This window comes from Chryseobacterium sp. PCH239 (assembly GCF_018924625.1).
Lineage (GTDB): Bacteria > Bacteroidota > Bacteroidia > Flavobacteriales > Weeksellaceae > Chryseobacterium > Chryseobacterium cucumeris.
The window spans coordinates 4,607,797-4,629,182 of sequence record NZ_CP073027.1; the positions used below are offsets into that span (position 1 = coordinate 4,607,797).

Annotated in this window: 22 protein-coding genes; 11 read left to right on the forward strand and 11 right to left on the reverse strand. The window is 36.0% G+C overall.

The genetic code is table 11. The annotated features are described in order from the left end of the window. Positions 1 to 7: 7 nt before the first annotated feature. The 6 genes from KBP46_RS21180 to KBP46_RS21205 all read right to left on the reverse strand — a co-directional run bounded on the left by KBP46_RS21180 (position 8) and on the right by KBP46_RS21205 (position 5,408). Positions 8 to 238 carry a hypothetical protein gene (locus KBP46_RS21180; RefSeq protein ID WP_062674391.1) on the reverse strand — a complete coding sequence of 77 codons (231 nt, stop codon included), beginning with the start codon at positions 236 to 238 and terminating at the stop codon, positions 8 to 10. Between the two features lie 63 nt (positions 239 to 301). Beyond that, entirely contained in the window at positions 302 to 1,351 is a 1,050-nt protein-coding gene (locus KBP46_RS21185) for a DUF6263 family protein (protein ID WP_216444109.1), read from the reverse strand. A gap of 14 nt (positions 1,352 to 1,365) precedes the next feature. After that, on the reverse strand, positions 1,366 to 2,484 hold the full coding sequence (locus KBP46_RS21190; RefSeq protein WP_216444110.1) for a serine hydrolase: 1,119 nt from the start codon (positions 2,482 to 2,484) through the stop codon (positions 1,366 to 1,368). Positions 2,485 to 2,486: 2 nt separating this feature from the next. Then, on the reverse strand, positions 2,487 to 3,236 hold the full coding sequence (gene rlmB / locus KBP46_RS21195) for a 23S rRNA (guanosine(2251)-2'-O)-methyltransferase RlmB (protein ID WP_062674398.1): 750 nt from the start codon (positions 3,234 to 3,236) through the stop codon (positions 2,487 to 2,489). Between the two features lie 113 nt (positions 3,237 to 3,349). Further along, complete coding sequence (locus KBP46_RS21200; RefSeq protein WP_047434092.1) at positions 3,350 to 3,823, reverse strand: DinB family protein; 474 nt, start codon at positions 3,821 to 3,823, stop codon at positions 3,350 to 3,352. A 250-nt stretch (positions 3,824 to 4,073) separates the two neighbouring features. Continuing rightward, complete coding sequence (locus KBP46_RS21205) at positions 4,074 to 5,408, reverse strand: peptide-N-glycosidase F-related protein (protein WP_216444111.1); 1,335 nt, start codon at positions 5,406 to 5,408, stop codon at positions 4,074 to 4,076. Positions 5,409 to 5,644: 236 nt separating this feature from the next. On the opposite strand from KBP46_RS21205, the gene KBP46_RS21210 reads away from it, so the two are divergent. The 11 genes from KBP46_RS21210 (at position 5,645) to KBP46_RS21260 (ending at position 15,999) form a co-directional block, all read left to right on the forward strand. Continuing rightward, positions 5,645 to 6,952, forward strand: a complete 1,308-nt coding sequence (locus KBP46_RS21210; protein WP_216444112.1) for a hypothetical protein — start codon at positions 5,645 to 5,647, stop codon at positions 6,950 to 6,952. A 272-nt stretch (positions 6,953 to 7,224) separates the two neighbouring features. Further along, positions 7,225 to 8,229 (forward strand): MoxR family ATPase, encoded by a 1,005-nt coding sequence (locus tag KBP46_RS21215; protein WP_034695238.1) that lies wholly within the window; start codon positions 7,225 to 7,227, stop codon positions 8,227 to 8,229. After that, positions 8,229 to 8,594: a GNAT family N-acetyltransferase gene (locus KBP46_RS21220; RefSeq protein ID WP_253297102.1), complete on the forward strand. Its 366-nt coding sequence runs from the start codon at positions 8,229 to 8,231 to the stop codon at positions 8,592 to 8,594. The genes KBP46_RS21215 and KBP46_RS21220 overlap by 1 nt, the downstream gene beginning before the upstream one ends. Before the next feature lie 159 nt (positions 8,595 to 8,753). After that, the gene (locus KBP46_RS21225) at positions 8,754 to 9,617 is read left to right on the forward strand and encodes a DUF58 domain-containing protein (protein ID WP_062674404.1); all 864 of its coding nucleotides are present in this window, start codon (positions 8,754 to 8,756) and stop codon (positions 9,615 to 9,617) included. A 58-nt stretch (positions 9,618 to 9,675) separates the two neighbouring features. After that, positions 9,676 to 10,572 (forward strand): BatD family protein, encoded by an 897-nt coding sequence (locus KBP46_RS21230; RefSeq protein ID WP_120231936.1) that lies wholly within the window; start codon positions 9,676 to 9,678, stop codon positions 10,570 to 10,572. Beyond that, positions 10,565 to 11,557, forward strand: a complete 993-nt coding sequence (locus KBP46_RS21235; protein WP_062674408.1) for a VWA domain-containing protein — start codon at positions 10,565 to 10,567, stop codon at positions 11,555 to 11,557. Before KBP46_RS21230 ends, KBP46_RS21235 begins: the two co-directional genes overlap by 8 nt. Continuing rightward, the gene (locus KBP46_RS21240) at positions 11,557 to 12,564 is read left to right on the forward strand and encodes a VWA domain-containing protein (protein WP_062674410.1); all 1,008 of its coding nucleotides are present in this window, start codon (positions 11,557 to 11,559) and stop codon (positions 12,562 to 12,564) included. Before KBP46_RS21235 ends, KBP46_RS21240 begins: the two co-directional genes overlap by 1 nt. Before the next feature lie 99 nt (positions 12,565 to 12,663). Then, the gene (locus KBP46_RS21245) at positions 12,664 to 13,407 is read left to right on the forward strand and encodes a tetratricopeptide repeat protein (RefSeq protein WP_120231935.1); all 744 of its coding nucleotides are present in this window, start codon (positions 12,664 to 12,666) and stop codon (positions 13,405 to 13,407) included. Next, on the forward strand, positions 13,407 to 15,146 hold the full coding sequence (locus tag KBP46_RS21250; RefSeq protein ID WP_062674414.1) for a BatD family protein: 1,740 nt from the start codon (positions 13,407 to 13,409) through the stop codon (positions 15,144 to 15,146). The genes KBP46_RS21245 and KBP46_RS21250 overlap by 1 nt, the downstream gene beginning before the upstream one ends. A 44-nt stretch (positions 15,147 to 15,190) precedes the next feature. Beyond that, positions 15,191 to 15,793, forward strand: a complete 603-nt coding sequence (locus KBP46_RS21255) for a MarC family protein (protein ID WP_062674416.1) — start codon at positions 15,191 to 15,193, stop codon at positions 15,791 to 15,793. A 5-nt stretch (positions 15,794 to 15,798) separates the two neighbouring features. Then, positions 15,799 to 15,999: a hypothetical protein gene (locus KBP46_RS21260; protein ID WP_047378522.1), complete on the forward strand. Its 201-nt coding sequence runs from the start codon at positions 15,799 to 15,801 to the stop codon at positions 15,997 to 15,999. A gap of 304 nt (positions 16,000 to 16,303) precedes the next feature. Here KBP46_RS21260 and KBP46_RS21265 read toward each other — a convergent pair whose 3' ends face one another. From KBP46_RS21265 to KBP46_RS21285, 5 genes are all read right to left on the reverse strand, one after another. After that, positions 16,304 to 17,272, reverse strand: a complete 969-nt coding sequence (locus KBP46_RS21265) for a chorismate-binding protein (protein ID WP_216444113.1) — start codon at positions 17,270 to 17,272, stop codon at positions 16,304 to 16,306. A 159-nt stretch (positions 17,273 to 17,431) separates the two neighbouring features. After that, complete coding sequence (locus tag KBP46_RS21270; RefSeq protein WP_002977570.1) at positions 17,432 to 17,860, reverse strand: PaaI family thioesterase; 429 nt, start codon at positions 17,858 to 17,860, stop codon at positions 17,432 to 17,434. Between the two features lie 41 nt (positions 17,861 to 17,901). After that, positions 17,902 to 18,498: a 1-acyl-sn-glycerol-3-phosphate acyltransferase gene (locus tag KBP46_RS21275; protein WP_120231932.1), complete on the reverse strand. Its 597-nt coding sequence runs from the start codon at positions 18,496 to 18,498 to the stop codon at positions 17,902 to 17,904. 315 nt (positions 18,499 to 18,813) lie between these two features. Continuing rightward, on the reverse strand, positions 18,814 to 20,535 hold the full coding sequence (locus tag KBP46_RS21280; RefSeq protein ID WP_062674422.1) for a PspC domain-containing protein: 1,722 nt from the start codon (positions 20,533 to 20,535) through the stop codon (positions 18,814 to 18,816). A gap of 11 nt (positions 20,536 to 20,546) precedes the next feature. Next, positions 20,547 to 20,876, reverse strand: coding sequence for a PadR family transcriptional regulator (locus tag KBP46_RS21285; protein WP_002977573.1), 330 nt, complete (start codon positions 20,874 to 20,876; stop codon positions 20,547 to 20,549). Between the last annotated feature and the right edge of the window lie 510 nt (positions 20,877 to 21,386).

The window sequence follows — 21,386 nt, forward strand, 5'->3', positions numbered from 1 at the left end:
GGAATTTTTACCTTTTGTCATTACTCTCTTTTACCTCTTCGTAGTCTACCGTTTCTGCATCCCACTTAAGGTTCTTTTTGTTATTCTTATTCGAGTTGTTGATGTCCTGCTGCCCGTTGTTTTGATTATTGTTATTAAAACGGTAACTATAGAATGTCTTAAAGAAAATTCTTTTCAGAATATTCCAGACAAAGAAAATAATAATGGCAGAGAGTACTAACTCAAGAATGTACTTCATAATTTTTTTGTTTAAAGTTCAGGGTTTAACATGCAAACTTTAAACCCTGAATGTTTATTCAAGTTATTTAGCAGATGGGTTGACCATTACCGAAGAATTGGAAACGCTCTTCATAGACTGAGACTGTTTTCCATCTGAAATGGTTTCTATCTGAGTTGTTTTTACGTTGATATTCTGGTTGGTTATCCAGCCTGTGCTTTCGTCAAACTTAATGGTTCCGTTCTGAACAAGCTCACTGCTCAGGCTGTGTGTGATAGGTCCCTGAGTTTTCTTTTCTGTTTTCTTGGGAATACCTCCGGTTACTGCAATTTCTGCAGCTCCGTTTCCTAAGCTTTTCATTACATAATTGGAGGTTACTTTAACAGCTCCGCTGGCGTCAGCATTTTCAGAAGTTGACCATTTTTCTCCGATTTTAACTCCTTTTTTAGGAATAATCATCAGGTTTTTATGGAACTGATCTTTCAGTACTTTTTCGTTGAATGACTGCTTAAGACTTGCTACGACGCTTGCTTTTTCATTGGCATCTTTGATAAGTGTACCAACTGCGTTACCTACTTTTGTGTAAACAGCATCAAATCCTGTAATAGAAATTACATTCCCTTTTTTATCCATCTTCATCTGAAGTTTGTTTCCGGTAAGCGCTTTGTTGACGTTCCAGATCATTTTTAGATCATCTTCTTTTGGAAGTGGAAGTTTGGTGTCTACTACTACCGTTTTTCCCTGTGCAGATTGAGAGCTTCTCTTTGCTACAAGATTAAGAGTCATCTCATATACATTTCCTTTGATATCATCCACTACAAAATTCATTTCATCTGTAGATTCGCTTGTTGCAGTGATAGATTTCCCTTGAGGATCTGTCATTGTTTTTACATCTCTCTGATAAGTGGTAAGAGGATATGTTTTACCTTTTTCAAGCTTAAAAGTTTGGGTGATAACTCCCGCAGAATCTTTGATAGCCGGGTTTTCTGCAACTTTCGCTACAGAATCAGCAGGAACTTCTACAGTTACTGTCTTTCCGGTTTTAGGATCTACTTTTGTTATTTTTGCCGTTTCTTTTTTACAAGACACAAGGGCTATTGATGATATAAGCGCAAGCGCTGCAATATTCTTCATTTGATTTTTTAACTTTATTTTTTACTACTATTTCTTAATATACTATCTGCAATGTCGTGCAGTTTCCCCTGAGACTCTCCATCAGATTCATTGGAAAGCACTACCACTCCCATGTTTTTTGAAGGATAAATCTGAAGTACGCTTGAAAATCCAAATGTACCTCCTGTATGATAAACGGTTTGAGTTCCATCTTCATATGTATGTAATCTCCAGTACAGTCCAATGGCATCTCCTTCACCTTTTACAAAAGGTGTATGAGATGTTTTCACATATTTATTGTTCTTATCCAGATGATACTGCATGTATTTCACAAGATCTCCTGTAGTAGAAATGATTCCTCCTGCGGGAGCAAAAATGGTTGTGAAATTTCTGGGCATTATCTTTCCTTTTTCGTTATAACGAGTCAATAGCTGTGCAGAATTCGTACCAATAATAGTATGATTCATTTTCAGAGGCTTTGTAATATACTCTGAAAGCAGGTTTTCATAGCTTGTATGATATACTTTTTCAAGGATATCCCCGGCAATCTGTGTTCCTACATTGGAATATTTATATTCTGTTCCGGGTACAAAATCCACTTTAGCCTGATGAAGATCCTTATAAAAATTCTTTTTTGAATAGTTTTTATAAAAATCCGACAATGCCAGGGCAACAGAGTCCATCGGTTTTTTGAACGTTTCAGACTGATCCGGTAAAAACTGAGGCAATCCTGATGAATGATTGGTTAGATTACCGATCGTTATCGGGTGCTTTTCAAATTCAAGATTAGGATAATTTCCTATATATTTCCGGATATCATCATCCATTTTGATTTTACCATCTACTAAAGCATGAGCCAGAAGTGTTCCGGTAAAGGTCTTTGTGATGGATGCAATCTCATATGGACTTTGCGAGGTTGGAAGCTCTGATTTCCCTATTTCCGTTGTTCCATAATTATAGAAATAACTTTTACCATCTTTAAAAATGCCTATTGAAATTCCTACACGTGCAGGATCCTGCATATAAGCAACAGCTTCTTTCTGAACCATCTTATCAAGATCAGTGGCAAGACGGTTGTCTGTTGCTGTTTTTTTTGTCTGGGCATTAAAAGCCAACGGGACAAAAAATAAAGGTAAAAGTGATTGTATTTTCATGGTTATGGATTAGGTATCACGGACATTTTCTGTCTTACCGCTTCATACAAAATCGCTCCACATGCTACAGAAACATTCAGGGACTGAGTTTTTCCTTCAATAGGAAGTTTTATTTTTTCATCAGCATGATGCAGTACTTCTTTAGAAATTCCGGTTTCCTCATTTCCCATCACGATAGCACATGGCTCTGTCATATTAACATCATAGATAAGTTTCTGAGCTTTTTCACTGGCTGCATATACAGAAATTCCGCTTTGCTGAAGGAAGTCTACCGTGTGGGCAAGATTGTTTTCCTTACATATTTTGATATTATAGATAGCTCCGGCAGAAGTTTTTATCGCATCGGAATTGATAGGAGCAGCTCCTTTTTCAGGAATAATAACTGCATCTATTCCTACGCATTCCGCTGTTCTGCAGATGGCTCCAAAGTTTCTTACATCGGTAAGTCTGTCCAGAATTAAAAGGAAAGGTGTTTTTCCCTGTTCGAATAATTGTGGAACAATATCCTCCACTTTATGAAACGGTACATCCGAAATAAAAGCTACCACACCCTGGTGGTTTTTTCTTGTAAAACGGTTCAGTTTTTCAACCGGAACATAATTGGGACGGATTTTATTTTTCGCTAAAATGGCTTTTAATTCAGCATAAATAGGACCCTGAAGTGCATTCTGCACAAAGATCTTGTCAATCGTTTTTCCCGCTTCAATTGCTTCAATCACGGGACGTAGCCCGAAAATAAAATCGTCTTTCATTGAAAATGTATTATATAGTTATAGAGTGAATGGTCAATCTTGAATTTTACTTTGTAAGTCAATTGGTTGGATGCCTATTCACTTCTGACCATTGACTTGCGTAGCAAGATTCACTATCTCCCTTTCTCTCCTAAAATTGCTCTTTTCTGTGCCATCACATACCCGTAATGAAGGCTTTCATGCATATTGTTGAAGATAATTGCATCCTGAATGCTTTTCAGATCCATGCCGAAACTTGTGGTGTAGGGAGTGTAATCTGAGAAGAAATCACTGTCATAATCCTTCATTAAAATCTTTGAAGTTTCAGTAAGTAAAAATTCTAAATCTTCCACTTCTGATTTCTGAACATTTAAGTTGGGTAAAGTTCCTTTTTTGTAGGTTTCAATCCAATACTTGTCAATACGGAAAGGATTTCCGCTCAGGTAATAGTGCAGTAGCTGTTGTGTAGCAACAGTATGTGCAATATTCCAGTAAATATTGTTGTTGAAACCATCCGGAATCAGGATCAGATCTTCATGAGATGTGTTCTGAAGGATATCTAAAAGGTTCTTTCTTACCTGTCTGTGTGCTTGAAAATGATAATTCATTTTGCAAAATTTTTAATCACCAAAAATAGTTTAATAAACTGGAAATGACAATTTTTTTGACTAGAGGATTAAAGTTAAAATTTTTTAACTATTTTGAAAAAGAGTGAAGTAAGGTTCATCTTTTGATTAGTTTTTATTGATATCAGAATGTTTTTTACAGTTAATTTTACATGATGATCAATAGAAAAACCCTCTTGAGTGGAGTTTCAGAGAGGGTTTTGTTATTTTGTTTTTAAAAGATGTGTTAAAGTTACTTTTTTATGATTTTGTGTTTAAAGGCAGTTCCGTCTTTTAAAACAATATGTAAAAAATAAACTCCTGTGCTGTATAAGGAAAGATCTATTCTGTTCTCTGTATAAGTTTCGGAAAGTTTTCTTCCTTCCATATTGAAAAGGCTTAGTGAGCTGACCTCTACTTTTGATTTTACATTCACAAAGTCAGCAGTAGGGTTGGGGTAAATATTCACATCTACTGTTTTGATCTCTTTTACATTCAAAGCTGTATTGCTTTTTCCCTGCATATAAACGGATAGCATGACATATCCCTGCTGTTGGTTGAAAACTGCAGTTGGAATTGTGTGTTTCAAAGTATGATTACCTGCAGTTAAGTTGGGTAATGTAAATTCTCTGATGGGAACAGAATTTCCGGGACACCAGTTATTCCATGAAGTCCAGTCAGCAAAAGTTTTAGGAGTAGAACCATAGATTCCGTTTCCTTGAGTATTGTATACACGGTACGGTTCACATGAAATACCTCCGGGAGTATAGGTGAGTACTTGTACGTCATCTATATAGGTGTAATTTTGTCTTCTGATATATTCTTCACCACCACTGTTAGCGCCATGAGGAGTTGATATTACGAAGAAGCGGGCATTGGTAACAGGGGCTGGAAGATTAAAAGTGACAATTCTAACGGTTTCCCCGGTAACATCAGTGTTGTTATAGTTGTTAAGGGTGTTATAACTTAATATAGGTACAATGCTGTTGGTGTCTGTAGGGGTTGCTCCTGTATCTGTTGAGAAAAAGGTAAGAGTTCCTGAAAAAACATCAATTCTGTTTGCACAGCCTGAAACCTGCGTTTGTGCTGCATAGGGAACCCCGAAAACATCCAGTTCCATATAGAGATCATACATGCTGCGCAATGTTGTGTCATGGAATATGCTGTATAAATTGCTGACATCATAAGTGTAAGGAACTTCAGAAGGAGTCCTGTTTTTATTCATGAAAGGAGTAATATATCTGCCTATTTCAATTCTTTTGACATTAGTGTCATTGATTGTATAAGTAGCTTGATTTTTAGGAACCATTGCTAAGAAGACTTCTCCAAGACGGTCATAATTGTCACATAAAGGAGCAATGGTTACACGCATGGCAATTTTAGCTTTAAAAGCATCTAGTTCTACATCAGTAAGTTTTCTGGTATACCTGGCATTCGTCAGTCTTGTCAAACCGGCAGGTATAGGGTTGGATACCATAGTAGCATAGCCATCGTAGTATACTGCATCTGAAATTATATTGGTCATTGTCGTTTGGGCGAAAACGAGGTGGGTAATCAAAAAACTGGAAAAGAATAGCTTTTTATACATGTTATTGATGTTTAGTGTAAATATATGAAATATGTATTGAAATTACTTTTAATTTATTTTATTTTTATGTCTTGTTATTGTTTTGTTATTGAATGTGTATTGTTTTTAATATCGGATGTGTTTTTGTTTAAATTTTTTTTTTGCGTTGAATTATATAATGAAATATTTTTTTTATTGCTATAATCATAGTATTTATTATTAAATTAGCATGGTATACCAGATTAATGTTATTAATAATGAAAAGATTTTTACTTTTAGCTTTGTTTTTTGTAGTGGTGGTAATTAACGCCCAAATCAATATCAATATTGGGAGTCCAAATGTTGGTGTTGCTCCTGTAAGCAGTTTTTTTTCCTATTCTTATGTACAGCAGATATATCCTAAGCAGGAAATTAACGCCAATGCTGCAGGCAATATTACAGGGCTTACATTTTATGTGGATCCTTCCTCTACAATTACTGAATCTTCAAACTGGACGGTATATCTCGGACATACGTCAAAAACTGCCTTTGCTTCCGGTACAGACTGGATTCCTGCAGCACAGTTGACTCAGGTGTTCACAGGAGCCGTAAGCAAGAATAATAATAAAGTTGAAGTTGTTTTTACAACACCATTTACTTATAATAATGTTGATAACCTGGTTGTTGCAGCAAAAGAGAATTCTCCGAATATCGATATCAATAATTTTGATGAAGCTTTTCATGTTTATCCTCATATCCCTTACTCAACGCTGTATTATAAAGGAGATCGTGCAGTAGTGGATATTGCATCTCCTCCCGGAGGAATCAGGGCGGATTATAAATCGTCAGTTACCATTTCAGGCCTTATACCAAGTGCCGGACCGGCATGTCCTTTTGTCGTTTATCCGGTAAATAATAGTCAGAATATTTCTTTAACTCCCAATTTCAGCTGGCTTCCGGCTTCAGGGGCTACATCCTACAAAGTTTCGTTAGGAACGAGTTCAGGAAGCTCTGATATTATTAATCAGCAACCAGTTTCAGGAAGTAGCTTTACCCCTTCCACAGCGCTTACAGCCGGAACAACTTATTATTTAAAAGTAACATCAGTGTCAGGGAGTACAGAATCCTCAGGATGTTCTGAACTTGTTTTTAAGACTGTTCCTCCAATACCTGTAAACGATGCATGTACTGGAGCATTGCAGGCATTGGTGTTTCCTTATTCTTATACTCAGAATGATGCTGTATCGACCACTAATAATGCCGGAAATATAAGCGTATGTACAAGTAATGGAGACACAGGAATGAACGATGGGACATGGTTTAAACTGACTGGTGATGGCAGTCAGTATACTATTAAAGTGACTATGCCTTCAGGCAGCAGCTATGATCCGCAGATAGGTGTATATAGTGGCAGCTGTAGTAATTTGTCATGTACAGGAACTGTAGACAATGGTGGCGGAGGTGCTGCGGAAACCCTTACGATTACCACAGTATCAGGAACAGAATATTTTGTAAATGTCGGAGCGTATGAAGATACTACTGATGCTCCTGAAAATATATTCACCATTACAATAAACAAGCTTTAAAACTAAATAATCAAGTTTCTGATTAAAAATAAAAATGTTGCAAAAGTGATTTTGTGACATTTTTTTATGGATAATGAGAAGAAAAAACGGGATGATTTTATGAAGGGAATTTGAATTTCTGGATTTATTTATAGATAAGAAATTCAACATTATAGCATTAAATATCTCGTCAATGCCGGAATTTTTAACAAACTTTAACTCAAAAATGGCATTTATTATGTTGATTAATGCAAGTATTTATCAGAAATTTACCACTTATTTTAAATCAAGCTATGTCAGAGATATATCAAGCTGAAGATATCCGCCAATTGACGGAAAAAGTAAAAGAAAAAAACTACTTATTTTCTCTTCTGAGACAGGAAATCAACAAAGTTATTATTGGACAGGAATACATGGTAGACCGTCTTTTGGTAGGGCTTTTGGGAAATGGACACGTTCTTCTTGAAGGAGTTCCCGGTCTGGCTAAAACCTTAGCGATAAAAACACTGGCTGATGCTGTTCATGGAGATTTCTCAAGGATTCAGTTTACTCCGGATTTACTTCCTGCAGATGTAGTGGGAACCATGATTTATAATATCAAAGACAATGATTTCTCTATAAAAAAAGGACCTGTATTTGCGAACTTTGTTTTGGCAGATGAGATCAACCGTGCGCCGGCAAAAGTACAGTCAGCGCTTCTGGAAGTTATGCAGGAAAAACAGGTGACAATTGGTGACGAAACCATGAAGCTTCCAAAACCATTCCTGGTATTGGCAACACAAAACCCGATTGATCAGGAAGGAACTTACCTGCTTCCTGAAGCACAAAGCGACCGTTTTATGTTGAAGTGTACCATAGATTATCCTGCTTTTGAGGATGAAAGACAGGTGATGAGAATGGTTTCAACTTCACACCAGCCAACGGTAAAACCTGTAATCTCCCTTCAGGATATTGTAGATGCAAAAGAACTGATCAATCAGATTTATCTCGACGAGAAAATTGAAAAATATATCCTTGATATGGTGTTCGCAACACGTTATCCGGAGAATTATGGGCTTTCCGAACTTAAAAATTATATCAGCTTTGGAGCTTCTCCAAGAGCATCCATTAATCTTGCTATCGCCTCAAGAGCCTACGCTTTCTTAAAAGGAAGAGCATTTGTCATTCCGGAAGATGTAAAAGCATTGGCAAAAGATGTATTGAGACACAGAATGGGATTGACCTTTGAAGCAGAAGCAGAAGAAATCACAACTGAGGAAATTATCAATAGAATTTTAGCAAAAATCCAGGCACCATAATGAGTGATGTAGTTATAAGAAAAGCTGCTCTGGAAGACTGTTCTTCCATGCTTGATTTAATTAAAGAACTAGCGGAATATGAAAAAGCACTGCATGAAGTAACAGTGACTTTGGATGATTTTATTCAGGATGGTTTCGGAACTTCTCCTGTATGGGGAGCTTTCGTGGCAGAATATGAAGGAGAAATAGTTGGAATATCCCTGTATTATGACAGGTATTCAACCTGGAAAGGAAGAAGGCTGTATCTTGAAGATCTTGTAGTAACTGAAAAGCTAAGAGGAAAGCAGATTGGAAAAAATTATTTGATGCAACACTGGAATATGGTCAAACCAATAATTACAATGGAATGGTATTTCAGGTATTGAACTGGAATGAACCAGCCATCAATTTTTATAAAAAGTATAATACAAAGTTTGACAATGAGTGGTCGAACGTATCCATTGAGTTTATAGACTAACCCAAAACCCGGATCCCGACACCAACATTAAACTTTGAATGTTAAACCTTGAATTTTGAATTCGTCTATGCAGATAAAAGATATTGTAAAAAAAGTAAAGCAGATTGAAATCCGTACCCGAAAAAAGACGGAGGCTGCTTTAATGGGGCAATATCACAGCGCCTTTAAAGGGCAGGGGATGACTTTCTCGGAAGTTCGACCGTATCAGTTTGGAGATGAAATCAGAAGAATCGACTGGAATAAAACCGCACGTTTCCGTGAGCCATTTGTAAAAGTAATGGAAGAAGAAAGGGAATTGACAATGATGATTCTCGTAGACATTTCCGCTTCTATGGATTATGGAACAAAGGTTCAACTGAAAAGAGAATATGTAGCCGAAATTGCAGCCAGCTTAGGATTTTCAGCCGCTGGCAATAATGATAAAGTAGGGTTGATTCTGTTTGCAGATAAAGTATATAAAGTCATTCCTCCTCAAAAAGGAAGAAAACACATTCTTTCCATTATCAGTAATATTCTCACTGCAGATTATGTTCCGGCAGAATCTAAAATAGATAAGGCAATGGAATATATGATGGGGATTTTCAAAAGGAAATCTCTGGTATTTTTGTTTTCAGATTTTGAAGATGCCTATGATTCCAAAATGCTGAGAGTGGCCTCAAAGAAACATCAGTTGCTGGGAATGAGGATTTATGATGAAAAAGATAATGAGATTCCTGATGTAGGCTATGCCCGTTTACTTGATGTGGAAACCGGAAAAGAAATATGGGCCAATACTTCCAGTGCAAGATGGCGATATACCTTTGCGGAAGCTCAAAAACAAAAGCTGAGAGCTCTGGAAGAAGATTTTGCCAACAGCTCTGCCAGTCTTATGAATATCAGTACCGGCTCAGATTATTCAAAATTATTGTATAATTACTTTCAGAAAAAATAACATCGGGCTTAGCTCGTAACTAAAAAACAGAAGGCATTTTGCCTTTATTATTTTAACATTGAGAAAAATACTTTTAATATTATCTTTTCTGATCTGTGCAAATGCTTTTTCACAGATATTATCCTCTAACGTAGAAAAGAAAACCCTTGCTCTGGGAGAAATCAATCATCTTACCATAAAGATTGACAATCTTAATGAGCAACAGGTTACTTCAGCAGCTAAGAATGAGCTGTTGCCTTTTCATTTTGAAGAAACCAAAGACAGTATCGGGCAAACGGCTAACACCTATGAAAGAAAGATCGAATTTGCTGTTTTTGAAGAAGGAAAATTTACCATTCCTGAACTGGAATTCAAAGTAGGAGATAAAATACTTAAAACAATCCCTTACGAAATAGATGTCATTAATACGGCTCAAAAAGCAGATCAGATCAATGACATCATGAATAATAAGCAGGTGAAACTTGAACCCAAAGATTATTGGGAGCTTTATAAGTTTTATATTCTTGCAGCATTGGCTGGTATTGCACTGGTTATTGCCATTATTATGTTTGTAAAATGGGGAAGAAAATCAAAGAGCTCTCCTGTAGTGGCTACCAATCAGACCTTAAAAGAGCTTGATTCTCTTAAAAAGAAAAAATATATTGAAGGAGGAAACTTCCGTTCGTTTTATGTAGAACTGATTGATATTTCCAGAACCTTCATTACAAAACAATATCGCCTTCCGGCAGATGTACTTCTTACTGATGATCTTATAGATGTCATGAAAAAAAATAATACAATCTCGCAGGACAACGAAAAAATAATAGAAGATGTTTTCCTTAGGGGAGACCTGGTGAAATTTGCCAAAACCTTCCCGGACCAGGAAACAATGGAAAGAGATTTTGTCAATATCAGAGATTTTGTGAAAAGATCATCCAAAGATTTAGAATTCGAAAACTTAAGAAAGGATGTTTAATTTTGAGTTTTACAGCCCATGGTTTTTGCTGCTTTTTCTGCTGTTTATTCCACTTTTAATTAAAGATATTGGAAGAAGTAAAAGAAAAGGTATAAAAGTTCCTACCATAAAGAATATGGATCACAGCGGGAGTATCCAGGGTGTACTTTTTTTGCTGAAAATATCAAAATATATCATTCTTTCTGCGTTGATTATTGCGATGGCAAGGCCGAGAACGTTTACCATTTCTCAGGACAGAGATGATACAAAGGGAGTGGATATTATGTTATCTATTGATGTTTCTCTAAGTATGCTGGCGAAGGATTTGACCCCGGACCGAATTACTGCCCTAAAAGATATTGCCGTAAAATTTGTTCAGAAGCGTCCGAATGACAGGATAGGGGTGGTAGCATATGCTGCAGAAGCTTTTACTAAAGTTCCGGTAACCTCAGATCATCAGGTGGTTATTGATGAAATTAAAAATCTGAATTCTGCAGGTCTTGAACCTGGAACAGCCATTGGGGAAGGCCTTTCTGTAGCAGTGAATCATTTGATTAAAAGCAAGGCCAAAAGTAAAGTGGTCATCCTGATGACGGATGGAGTAAGCAATATTCAGAATGCGATTCCTCCACAGCTTGCCGCTGAACTTGCAAAGAATAATAATATAAAAGTATATTCAATCGGAATCGGGACCAATGGTTATGCGCTGATGCCTACATCGCAGGACATTTTTGGAGAGCTTATCTTTACCGAAACAGAGGTTACTATTGATGAAAATACCTTGAGAGAAATAGCACAGACTACGGGAGGTAAATATTTCAGAGCTACCTCAAACAGTAGTCTGGAAGAAGTATACAATGAAATCAACCAACTGGAAAAATCTGATGTGAAGGTTTCCAAGCTGTACAATTATGAAGAATATTTCAAAATATTCCTTTGGATTGCACTGGCTATGTTGGTGTTGGATGCATTGTTAAGATGGGTGTTTTATAAAATTTTAAGCTGATGAGTTGGTCTTTAGGAAATTATTGGTATTTATTTTTACTGTTGCTTCTGCCGCTGTTAGCTACGTTTTTGATCCGTTTTCTACAGTGGAGAAATAAAAAGAGAGAAATTTTTGCTGCGAGCCAGTTTCATGAGAATTTATTTGAAAAAAGATCAGGATTTACAAAGTTTTTTCCTGCATTATATTTATTGGGAACATTATTTCTGATATTCTCTATCATTGACCTTTTGAACGGTTCAGAAGAAGTGAAAAGTACCCAGAAGCTGAACAATGTAATCTTTATGCTGGATGTATCCAATTCTATGAATGCTGAGGATATAGAACCAAGCCGTCTGACGGAAGCCAAAAATCTGATGCTGGCTACCATGAAGAAAATGAATAATGATAAGGTAGGTATTGTGATTTTTGCAGGGAATGGAATGTCTATTATGCCCCTGACAACTGATTATAATTCTGCGGAAACTTATATCAGCGGTATTGAAACCAGTTCTATGCAGATTCAGGGAACGGATTTTCTGAAAGGAATGCAGGCTGCTGCTGAAAAATTTAAAAACGTAAGCAAAGGATCCAGAAAAGTGATTCTGCTGAGTGATGGTGAAGATAATGAAGGAAATGATAACGCTGCCATCAGATTAGCTAATAAAGAAGGAATAAGCATTACTTCCGTAGGAGTGGGTACAGATGAAGGTGCTCCGGTTCCGGAATATGTGTTCGGACAATTAATGGGATATAAAACCGATGCCAACGGTAGTACGGTGATTTCAAAAAGACAGACCGAAGCATTAAAGAAAATGGCTGAATCTACAGACGGAACTTATATTGATGGAAATAATATCAATGAAGCTCCGGACAGAATTGTAGATGCAGTTAATAAAAAATCGGCAGGTGCAGAGACAATGGTGAAATCGCAGAATGCCAATCATTATTATCAATATTTTCTTGCGGTATCTCTTCTGTTTTTCTTTTTAATTTATATTTTTAATCCTAAAAAAGATTTTAATGTGTAGAATTCCTTTATTTATAGAAGAAATTCTACAAGTACTTTAACCGAATTTTAACAAATAAAACTCTGTTTCTTAACATATAAAGGAATAATTTTGCAAGTGATGAATACTAAAATCATATTTTTATCGTTTATTGTTGCCATTTCATTCTCAGGCTTCATGTTTGGGCAGGAAAGCTATAGGAATTTAGTATATGAAGGCAATCAGAAATTTGACGGTAAAGATTATGATGGAGCCTCCTCCAAATATATGGAAGCGATAAAATCCAATGATAAAGATTTTACCGCTCACTACAATATGGGGAATGCGTTGTATAAAAGTAAAAAATACGAAGAGGCAAAAGCAGAGTTTGAAAAAGCAGAAAAACTTTCACAAACTCTTCCCGATAAAACGGCTGCTCTTCATAATTTAGGGAATGCTTACATGCAGATGAATCAGCCTGAAAAAGCTGCTGAATATTATAAGAAAGCTTTGAAGCAGGATCCCCACAGCGAGGTAACTCGAAAAAATTATGAGATTGCCAAACTGAAAGAGAAAGAAAAACAACAGCAAAAAAACGAACAGAATAATTCAGGAAAAGGTGGCGGCGGAAATGATCAGAACAAAGGGGATGATCAGAAAGGCGACAAAGACAAAAAACAGGATCAGGGTAACGGCCCGCAAAACGAAGGCAAAAGTGACCAGGGTGACAATCCTAAGCAGAATCAAAATAATGAAGGCAGAATGCCCAAGAATCTTGAAAATGCGATCTTAGATAAAATAAACGAAAAAGAAAAAGAAACCGCCAGAAGAATTTTAAACAAAAATTCTTATTCGATGCCTGAAAGCAACGAGAAAGATTGGTGATGCAGCACAAATTGATTTACATATTGCTTACTCTTGCATCCGTAATTACTTACGGACAGGTAAATCTATCTATGGATGCAGATAAAACAGAGTATGCAGGTAAGGATATTATCAATCTGACCATTGTTCTTGAACTTAACGGAAGTGATCTTGTACAGCAGACAGGTTTTCAGCTTCCGGATCTTTCAAAATTTAATATCATAGGAAGTGGATCTGTAACCAATACCGTGATTGATCCTGCTACCAATACTTTAATTACCCAGAAAGTTTCCAGAATAGCCCTTGAGCCTAAGAAAAAAGGGAAAATAAAAATCGGTTCCGTTCTTGTTACCGTAAACAACAGAATCTATAAAACCGAACCTTTTGATGTCAATATCCGTGATATTGTCGACAGAAGATCATTGGCAGCGAATACCTCCAATGATGTTTATCTGAATATGGAAATTGATGATCGGGATGTCTATCAGGATCAGCCTACGGTAGCCGTTCTGAGAGTGTATTCAAGAAATATGGATAATCTGAGAAAGGTGAAAAATATTCATCTTCCGAAACAGGATAATATCAACGTACATCCTATCAATTTTGATAAGTCTGAGATAGATCCTTCCGGATACGGCAACATGCCTTCACAGGTTCTGGCTATGTTTATGGTTTTTCCGAATGAAGCAGGGTATGTGGAAGTTCCCGGAGTATCTGCTTCAGTAAGTACCTATTCAAATAAAACAAAAATTGTTTCCAATAAAGTTAAAATCAACGTAAGAAAGCTTCCTGAAGGAGCTCCTGAATGTTTTAAAAATGCTGTTGGAAACTTTAATGTGAACGTATATAATGCTTCCAAGGAAAAACCGGAAGCGAAAAAACCTCTGAATGTGGTAGTAAAAGTTTCAGGTGAAGGTAATTTACCGGATATGGAACTTCCTAAAATTGCCGCCTCTCCGGATTATGAAGTTTTTGCCCCGAAAATTACCTCTAAAGTAGCTCCTGGAACTTCAGGAATGAAAGGAGAGATCCTGGCTAATTATGTGATTATTCCTAAAAAATCGGGTGTCATTTCAATTAAAACAGAACAATTCGCTTTCTTTGATCCTGCAAGTAAAGAATATGTAGATCTTGGACAGAAAACACTGGATCTGAATGCATTTTCTCACGATCAGATTCTGGAGGCACGCTCTACTGTAGAAAAAGTAAACGAATACACCAATAATCTTCTGGAGACGGTAAATACTCCCGTATTAAAAACCACTTCATTCAAAGTAAAAGAAAAAAACAAATTCCACTGGAATATTCTTTTGACCAATATAGCTATTCTGATAAGCTTATTTGTTGGATATCTGTTATTTAAAAATTGGCAAAAAAAACGTACATTAGTTAGGGAAACTATACCGTCAAAACCTTTAGGTTCAGTGGCCGAAACAGAAAAAGAGATCAGAGAATTGATGAAAACTGATATCAATGATTATTTCGGATATCTGGAAAATCTTAAAGATAACGGAGAGTATGAAAAGTTCTTTGCAACTCTTGAAGAATTGGATGAAGAAGTAAGAGGACAGTATTTTCAGGCGTCTATCCCGGAGTTTAAGGATTTTCTTGAAAAGCACAAAGGTTCTTCGGTTGCAGAAGAATACAGTAAACTGCAGCAGAAAGTTCAGATGGAAAAATACAATCCTGTGAAATCTGCTGAAGCTTTGGAAGAACTTTTGAAAACTATTGTTAATTTATATTCACAAATTAGCAAATAATCAGTTTATTTTCATATTTTTGCGAAATTTTTAATTACAAAGAGATGGAAATTTTTGATGGTTTTTCTTTTAAAGAGATTGTTACCAGCTTTATGGTTCTTTTTGCCGTGATCGATATCATTGGCTCAGTTCCTATTATCGTAAGCCTTCAGCAGAAGTTCGGACAGATTGAAGCTGGAAAGGCAGCCATTACTGCCGGAGCTATTATGATTGTTTTCCTGTTCGTAGGAAATAAGATTCTTAAGCTTATCGGAGTGGATGTAAATTCTTTTGCTATTGCCGGAGCTTTTGTGATTTTTGTCATAGCGCTGGAAATGATTTTAGGAATTGAAATTAATAAAACCACTGAGGCAAAGGCTGCATCCATTGTACCCATCGCATTTCCATTGGTTGCCGGAGCTGGAACATTAACAACTGCACTATCTCTTAGAGCTGAATTTCATGATATTAATATTATCTGCGGAATTATTCTTAATACAATTTTCGTATATTTGGTGCTGAAATCAGCGAAATGGCTGGAGAAGAAAATTGGGGATGCTACTTTGATGATCCTTCAGAAAGTTTTCGGAATTATCCTTTTGGCAATTTCAATTAAATTATTCACCGCAAATTTTGCCCAGTTGGTGCAGAATTATATTAATTTTTAAGAGTCATGAAGAAGTTTTATAAAGTATTTTTAGTACTGTTCATTGTATTCATCACCATTAATCTTTATGCTATTAACTGGCAGGCGACAGATATCTTAGGAGATGAAGATAACGTTAGATTTGCATTCTCAGCTGGAGCTGCTGCAATAGGTCTTATCCTGCTTTTCGTAATGGATACATGGAGTAGAATCGGTTTAAAGAAATAAATTGAATATTTCAATATAGATATAGCCTCTTTCTTTTTGAAGGAGGTTTTTTAATGGGGTTATAGATTGCAGCTTTCAGATAAAAGGTAGCATGGGATTAGGTTTAGTATAAATATCCATATCTGCTTTTCCTATTCAATAGGGACGGGCTTTAGCCTGTTCAGGAAAAAGGATAAAGAGACCAATTGGTTTTAGCCTAAACCTATATAAGGCAAAGTCCGCAGAAGGACGATAAATCGTTCTCAAAGGCGTTTACTTAGCATAATACAGGTTTCTGTAGAATCTGTGGGCAAATCTAAAAATATTAGGAAACAATCAGGTTTTTCAATATCGCCTCAGACTTCAGTTCTGTTTCTCTCCATTCTTTTTCCGGATCACTTTGAGCTGTTATTCCGCCTCCTACAAAAACATGTATGGAGTCTTTATAAAGTCTTGCACAACGCAGATTGACAAAATACAGGATACTCTCATCCGTTTCAACCTTGATATAACCTGCATAAAATTCACGGGGGAATTTTTCATATTTACGGATATTCTCATTGCAAAAATCTTTTGGAATACCACAGACTGCAGGAGTAGGGTGCAGATCCTGAATAATTTTATCAAGATCTTCAGGTTGTATACTGGTTTTAAAATCTGTTCGTAAATGTTTGATATTACCGGAAATATGGTCATAGGTTTCTGACTGATCTATATTGTCAGAATAATTTGCCAGAATATTCTGAATATAATTGGTAACCGGCTTTTGTTCTTCAATTTCTTTTTCGGACCACTCCTCAGATACCGGAAGAGTTCCGGCAAGGGCCATGGTTTCAAATTCGTACGTAGTTTTATTAAACTTCCCTAATACTTCCGAGAAAGCTCCCATCCATGCATTTTTTCCATCATTAAAAAGATATCTGAAAGCATTGGGATATGATTTACATAAGTTTTTAAAACTCTCTGTATAATTGACTGTATGAAAATTTGTAAATATTTTCCTTCTTGAATAAACAAGTTTTGGCAAATTGTTTTCTTTGATGACTTTAATTACTTGCTGTAAAGTGTGGCAGTATTCTTCTTTGGTTTCAGCGTAATAATTTGTGGTATCATCATTCAAAACTTCATTGGTAATCAATTTTTGATCAACTTCATTGGGGGGTATTTCAGAAATATCTCCGCTGAAGCTAATCTGATCTAAGCCATTATAAGAAAAAAAGTTAACTGCATTTTTAGTGCTTTTTTCATCTGCAGACAATAATCTTTCGTCGAAGGGAAGTTTGAAATAAATCATGAGCTATGAAGGAATTTTGGAAACCAACAGCCGGAAATAATATAGGAAATTCCCAGCGTAACTTTTCTTTTTGCAAAGGTATTACTAGTCTAAAAGATGTCAAAATAAAAAGAGCTTAAATTTAGTTTAAGCTCCTTATTTTTTATGTTGCAGTAAGTATTACCTGTGAATAATATTATTCGTCATTGTGGTATGATTAATTAAAACTCCTTTTTCATCACGAATTTCAATTTCTGATACGTGCATGGTCTTACCTTTTCTGATAAAGCGTGCTGTAGCAGTTACAATACCATCTTTTTTGCTTCTTAAATGGTTAGAATTGATGTTGGTTCCTACTCCGTAATATTTTTCGCCATCGATAAAAATATTAGACAGGCTTGACCCTAAGGTTTCAGCTAAAACACAGCTTGCTCCTCCGTGCATGATTCCAAAGGGTTGGTGAGTTCTTGGCAGAACAGGCATGGTTGCAGTAAGGGTTTCATTTTCGAGATCAATATCAATGAATTTGATTTCAAGTGTTTTGGCAAGAGTTACATCTCCCCAGTTATTGATGAATGCTAATATTTCTTCTTTTGTCTGACCTTTCATTTTAATAATTGATAAATGGTAATTAATTTTGCTTCTAGCTTCTAGCTTCTAGCTTCTGACTCAGTTCCCATAATATTAGGATTCCAGTTTTCCGGTACTTTAGGAACAATATCATTTTTTACATAATAGTCCTGAATTTCCTGCATGATTTCTGAAAAAGATACGGATGCTATTCTTTCATAAGGTATAGTGTAGCCCAGGTAAACAATTTTTCTTTTAAAATCACCTGCTGCCAGCACAATAGGAACTTTAGCTGCCAAAGCCATGTGATAGAATCCTTTTCTCCATTTCGGTACCCAGCTTCTGGTTCCTTCCGGAGTAATCACAAGACTGAAATCTTCTTTGGAAAACTGGTTGGCTACGAAATTTACAAGATCGTTTTTCTGGCTTCTGTCGATACCAATACCTCCAAGTCCTTTTACAATACTTCCATACCATGCTTTGGTGTGTGCATCTTTAATGATAATTTTTAAAGGTTTTTCCAAAGACCAATAGGCGAAATTTCCTAAAATGTACTCCATATTATGGGTATGTGGTGCTACCACTAGGATACACCTGTTCAGATTGTTGACATCGCCCTGAAGAACGACTTTCCAACCTAATACTTTTAACATTGCTTTGCCTAACAGCTTTTTCATAGATTTCTTGGATTAAAAACAAAAAAGTATAACCAAACTTTGGTTATACTTTACAAATATATTGAAATATTATTGCTCTTAAAACAAACCGCTAATTAAATCTACGATTTTCATTACGAATTCCATTGCAAATTGTATCATGATAAGGCTGTGTTTTTGATTGGTTGGTTATTAAATTTTAGCTTTACGAAATTAAAACTTTTTTTTCACATAAGAAACTAAATATGGTTTTATTTTTACTTTTCTGAGAGAAGAAGGGTGTGAATTTCAAACGGTTGCCATCCACCCACACCTTCTACCACTCTCTGAAGTTAATTATTTAGTTTGTATGGAAATTTCGTTTTTTCCGTCTTTGATTTTGATGTCCATATCTTTATTTGATTTTTTGATAGTAGACACTGCAGAATCAATAACTTTCTTTGCCTGGTTGTTAGGAACTTTTTTACCGTTTACAATGATGCTGTCTTTGTCATCAGAGTTGTATTCGATACTGGAACCGTTTACCGTTATTTTATTTTTTTCAATTCGGACATTGTTATGGTCTTCATCTCTGTCCTGGTCTTCGTCATTGATACCGTCTCCGTCTAAATCTCCGTCCATGTGGATACGATTTTTATTCATGGATAAAACAACTGCTTTTTGCGGAACCACAAGTTCGTAATCAAGGCTGTAATCTCTGAATCTGTGTTCGTACGGATATTTGATGTAGTTAGGAAGTAATACTTTGTTGTTTACAATTTCTACAGGAACCGTCATCTGGATTGGGAAGTTATATCCCTTTCCTTCTTTTTTAATGATCAGATAAGGTGTTTTAATATCTGGTTTTCTGGTTACATCTACAGAAATATAATCTTCTTCATACACTGTTCTTTTATCAGAATAAATATCATTGTTATACCCTTTGAAATTCTGAGGAATGTTGATCTGTTTTACGTCTACATACACTGTATCTGAAGTGGTGTTGATGGCAACATTTTCTACATCTTCCTTGCTTCCTCTATAGATCATGTCTTTTTTAGCCATACTGATTCCGAAGTAAGTTCCAAGTCCGATCAAAAGAAGGAATAAACCACCTACAACCCATCCGATATTTCTCAGTTTTGTTTTCGGAGAGAAGATCTTGATGCTCAATAAGCTGAAAAGGATTGCCGGGATTAAACTTCCGATCACCATCATCGCAGCCAGTACTTTATCAAGTCCCTGATCGTCCATGTAGAATCTGATTTCATTAGCTCCGGGGAAGTCTGTATCCATTGCGAAAAGGGCAAATAATACAAATACTCCGATAATGCTGCTTACAGCCATTAGTACAAAGAAACCACCTACAATATACTTGAACACATTCCAAACTCCGCTGCTTGCATTGTTGATATAAGGTTTGTTTTCGTTGTAGATTTCTCCGACCCTCTGAGTAGATTCATTGGCAAATTGTACCAATTTATTAGACTCATTCTTAAGATTGTCGAAGTTCATAGGCTTTCCCTGCATTTTCAGGAAATCTGCTGCTGTTTCAGCTTTTGGAAGTACGATCCAAAGGATTACATATAAAAGGCCTATTAAAGAAGAGGAAATGGCTGCTGTAAAAATTCCTAGTATGAAGATTCCCAGCCAGATTGCTCTCATGGTAGTAATATCCATTCCTACATATTGAGCTAAACCTGCACAAACCCCTGCTACTTTTTGTTTTTCCGGATCACGGAACAGTTGTTTTTTATCGGTATAATTGGATCCGGAATATTCTTTTCTGGCAGATGTTTTTTCAGAAAAATAAGCTTCTTCCTGTTCTTCGATTTTTTCAGGGCTTCCGATTTGTGCGATTACCTTTTCTACATCGGTATCGTTAATCACTTCACGTTTTCCTAAAGAATCTTTGAAAATCTCCACCATTCTTATTTCTATGTCATGCATTACTTCATCAGCCTCAGAAGCATCCAGAGAGCTTCTCAGTGCATTCAGGTAATCGCTGAGCTTTATATATGCGTGTTCTTCTATGGTAAAAGAAAAACCTGCGAGTCCTATTGAGAGTGTCTTGTTCATAGCTTTGTTTTTTAATTTTGTTGGGTGATTTGGTTTACTGAGGCTGTCAGTTCATTCCATGTATTGAGTAGTTCATCCAGGAAAAGTTTTCCTTTTTCTGTGATCTGATAATATTTTCTGGGTGGTCCTCCTGTAGATTCTTCCCATCTGTAAGAGAGAAACTCTCCGTTTTTAAGTCTTGTAAGAAGAGGGTAGAGGGTCCCTTCCACTACATCCAGTTTTCCTTTTTTCAGTTCGTCAATAAGATCAGAAACATACATTTCACGGTTATTGATGAGACTTAGAATACAGAATTCCAGAATTCCTTTTCGCATTTGCGCTTTGGTATTTTCGGTATTCATCTTTGATAAGTTTTGTTAATTAGTTATATTTTTAGAAAAATGCCCCTAGCTAGTTGAGCCTATTCTAATTTTACATTACAAAGATATGTAAATAAAATGGTATTATGCAATACAAAGTAGTGAAATTTTTAAAATAAATTATTTAAAATATTGAAAATCAATTAAATAAATTTTGCCTTGAATTTTGCGTAAAATGAATTTTAACAGAAAATAGCTCAGAAATCTTTAATTTTTAAATAAAATTGATAGAAAAAATGATCTTTTATTAATTATTACCCATTACTCATTACAGATTACTCATGTCATAGCCCCGATAGCAGCGGTTACCCCACAGCAGCTATGGCTTTAGGCAGGAGCGAGGAGTATGAGCGGATAGCGGGAAACAGCTTCTTATCTATGAATACACTTTTATTGAAAGGGTAATTCTGACAGATAATGAGACCGGGATTTTGAGATCGCTATTATGATTCGTATTTTTGTTAGCAATAAAAACACCTAAATCATTTACTA

What these genes read in the sequence shown, in the direction of transcription:
- KBP46_RS21180 (WP_062674391.1), bottom strand. Translation starts at nt 238, where the DNA reads ATGAAGTACATTCTTGAGTTAGTACTCTCTGCCATTATTATTTTCTTT.
- KBP46_RS21185 (WP_216444109.1), bottom strand. Translation starts at nt 1,351, where the DNA reads ATGAAGAATATTGCAGCGCTTGCGCTTATATCATCAATAGCCCTTGTG.
- KBP46_RS21190 (WP_216444110.1), bottom strand. Translation starts at nt 2,484, where the DNA reads ATGAAAATACAATCACTTTTACCTTTATTTTTTGTCCCGTTGGCTTTT.
- rlmB (WP_062674398.1), bottom strand. Translation starts at nt 3,236, where the DNA reads ATGAAAGACGATTTTATTTTCGGGCTACGTCCCGTGATTGAAGCAATT.
- KBP46_RS21200 (WP_047434092.1), bottom strand. Translation starts at nt 3,823, where the DNA reads ATGAATTATCATTTTCAAGCACACAGACAGGTAAGAAAGAACCTTTTA.
- KBP46_RS21205 (WP_216444111.1), bottom strand. Translation starts at nt 5,408, where the DNA reads ATGTATAAAAAGCTATTCTTTTCCAGTTTTTTGATTACCCACCTCGTT.
- KBP46_RS21210 (WP_216444112.1), top strand. Translation starts at nt 5,645, where the DNA reads ATGAAAAGATTTTTACTTTTAGCTTTGTTTTTTGTAGTGGTGGTAATT.
- KBP46_RS21215 (WP_034695238.1), top strand. Translation starts at nt 7,225, where the DNA reads ATGTCAGAGATATATCAAGCTGAAGATATCCGCCAATTGACGGAAAAA.
- KBP46_RS21220 (WP_253297102.1), top strand. Translation starts at nt 8,229, where the DNA reads ATGAGTGATGTAGTTATAAGAAAAGCTGCTCTGGAAGACTGTTCTTCC.
- KBP46_RS21225 (WP_062674404.1), top strand. Translation starts at nt 8,754, where the DNA reads ATGCAGATAAAAGATATTGTAAAAAAAGTAAAGCAGATTGAAATCCGT.
- KBP46_RS21235 (WP_062674408.1), top strand. Translation starts at nt 10,565, where the DNA reads ATGTTTAATTTTGAGTTTTACAGCCCATGGTTTTTGCTGCTTTTTCTG.
- KBP46_RS21240 (WP_062674410.1), top strand. Translation starts at nt 11,557, where the DNA reads ATGAGTTGGTCTTTAGGAAATTATTGGTATTTATTTTTACTGTTGCTT.
- KBP46_RS21245 (WP_120231935.1), top strand. Translation starts at nt 12,664, where the DNA reads ATGAATACTAAAATCATATTTTTATCGTTTATTGTTGCCATTTCATTC.
- KBP46_RS21250 (WP_062674414.1), top strand. Translation starts at nt 13,407, where the DNA reads ATGCAGCACAAATTGATTTACATATTGCTTACTCTTGCATCCGTAATT.
- KBP46_RS21255 (WP_062674416.1), top strand. Translation starts at nt 15,191, where the DNA reads ATGGAAATTTTTGATGGTTTTTCTTTTAAAGAGATTGTTACCAGCTTT.
- KBP46_RS21260 (WP_047378522.1), top strand. Translation starts at nt 15,799, where the DNA reads ATGAAGAAGTTTTATAAAGTATTTTTAGTACTGTTCATTGTATTCATC.
- KBP46_RS21265 (WP_216444113.1), bottom strand. Translation starts at nt 17,272, where the DNA reads ATGATTTATTTCAAACTTCCCTTCGACGAAAGATTATTGTCTGCAGAT.
- KBP46_RS21270 (WP_002977570.1), bottom strand. Translation starts at nt 17,860, where the DNA reads ATGAAAGGTCAGACAAAAGAAGAAATATTAGCATTCATCAATAACTGG.
- KBP46_RS21275 (WP_120231932.1), bottom strand. Translation starts at nt 18,498, where the DNA reads ATGAAAAAGCTGTTAGGCAAAGCAATGTTAAAAGTATTAGGTTGGAAA.
- KBP46_RS21280 (WP_062674422.1), bottom strand. Translation starts at nt 20,535, where the DNA reads ATGAACAAGACACTCTCAATAGGACTCGCAGGTTTTTCTTTTACCATA.
- KBP46_RS21285 (WP_002977573.1), bottom strand. Translation starts at nt 20,876, where the DNA reads ATGAATACCGAAAATACCAAAGCGCAAATGCGAAAAGGAATTCTGGAA.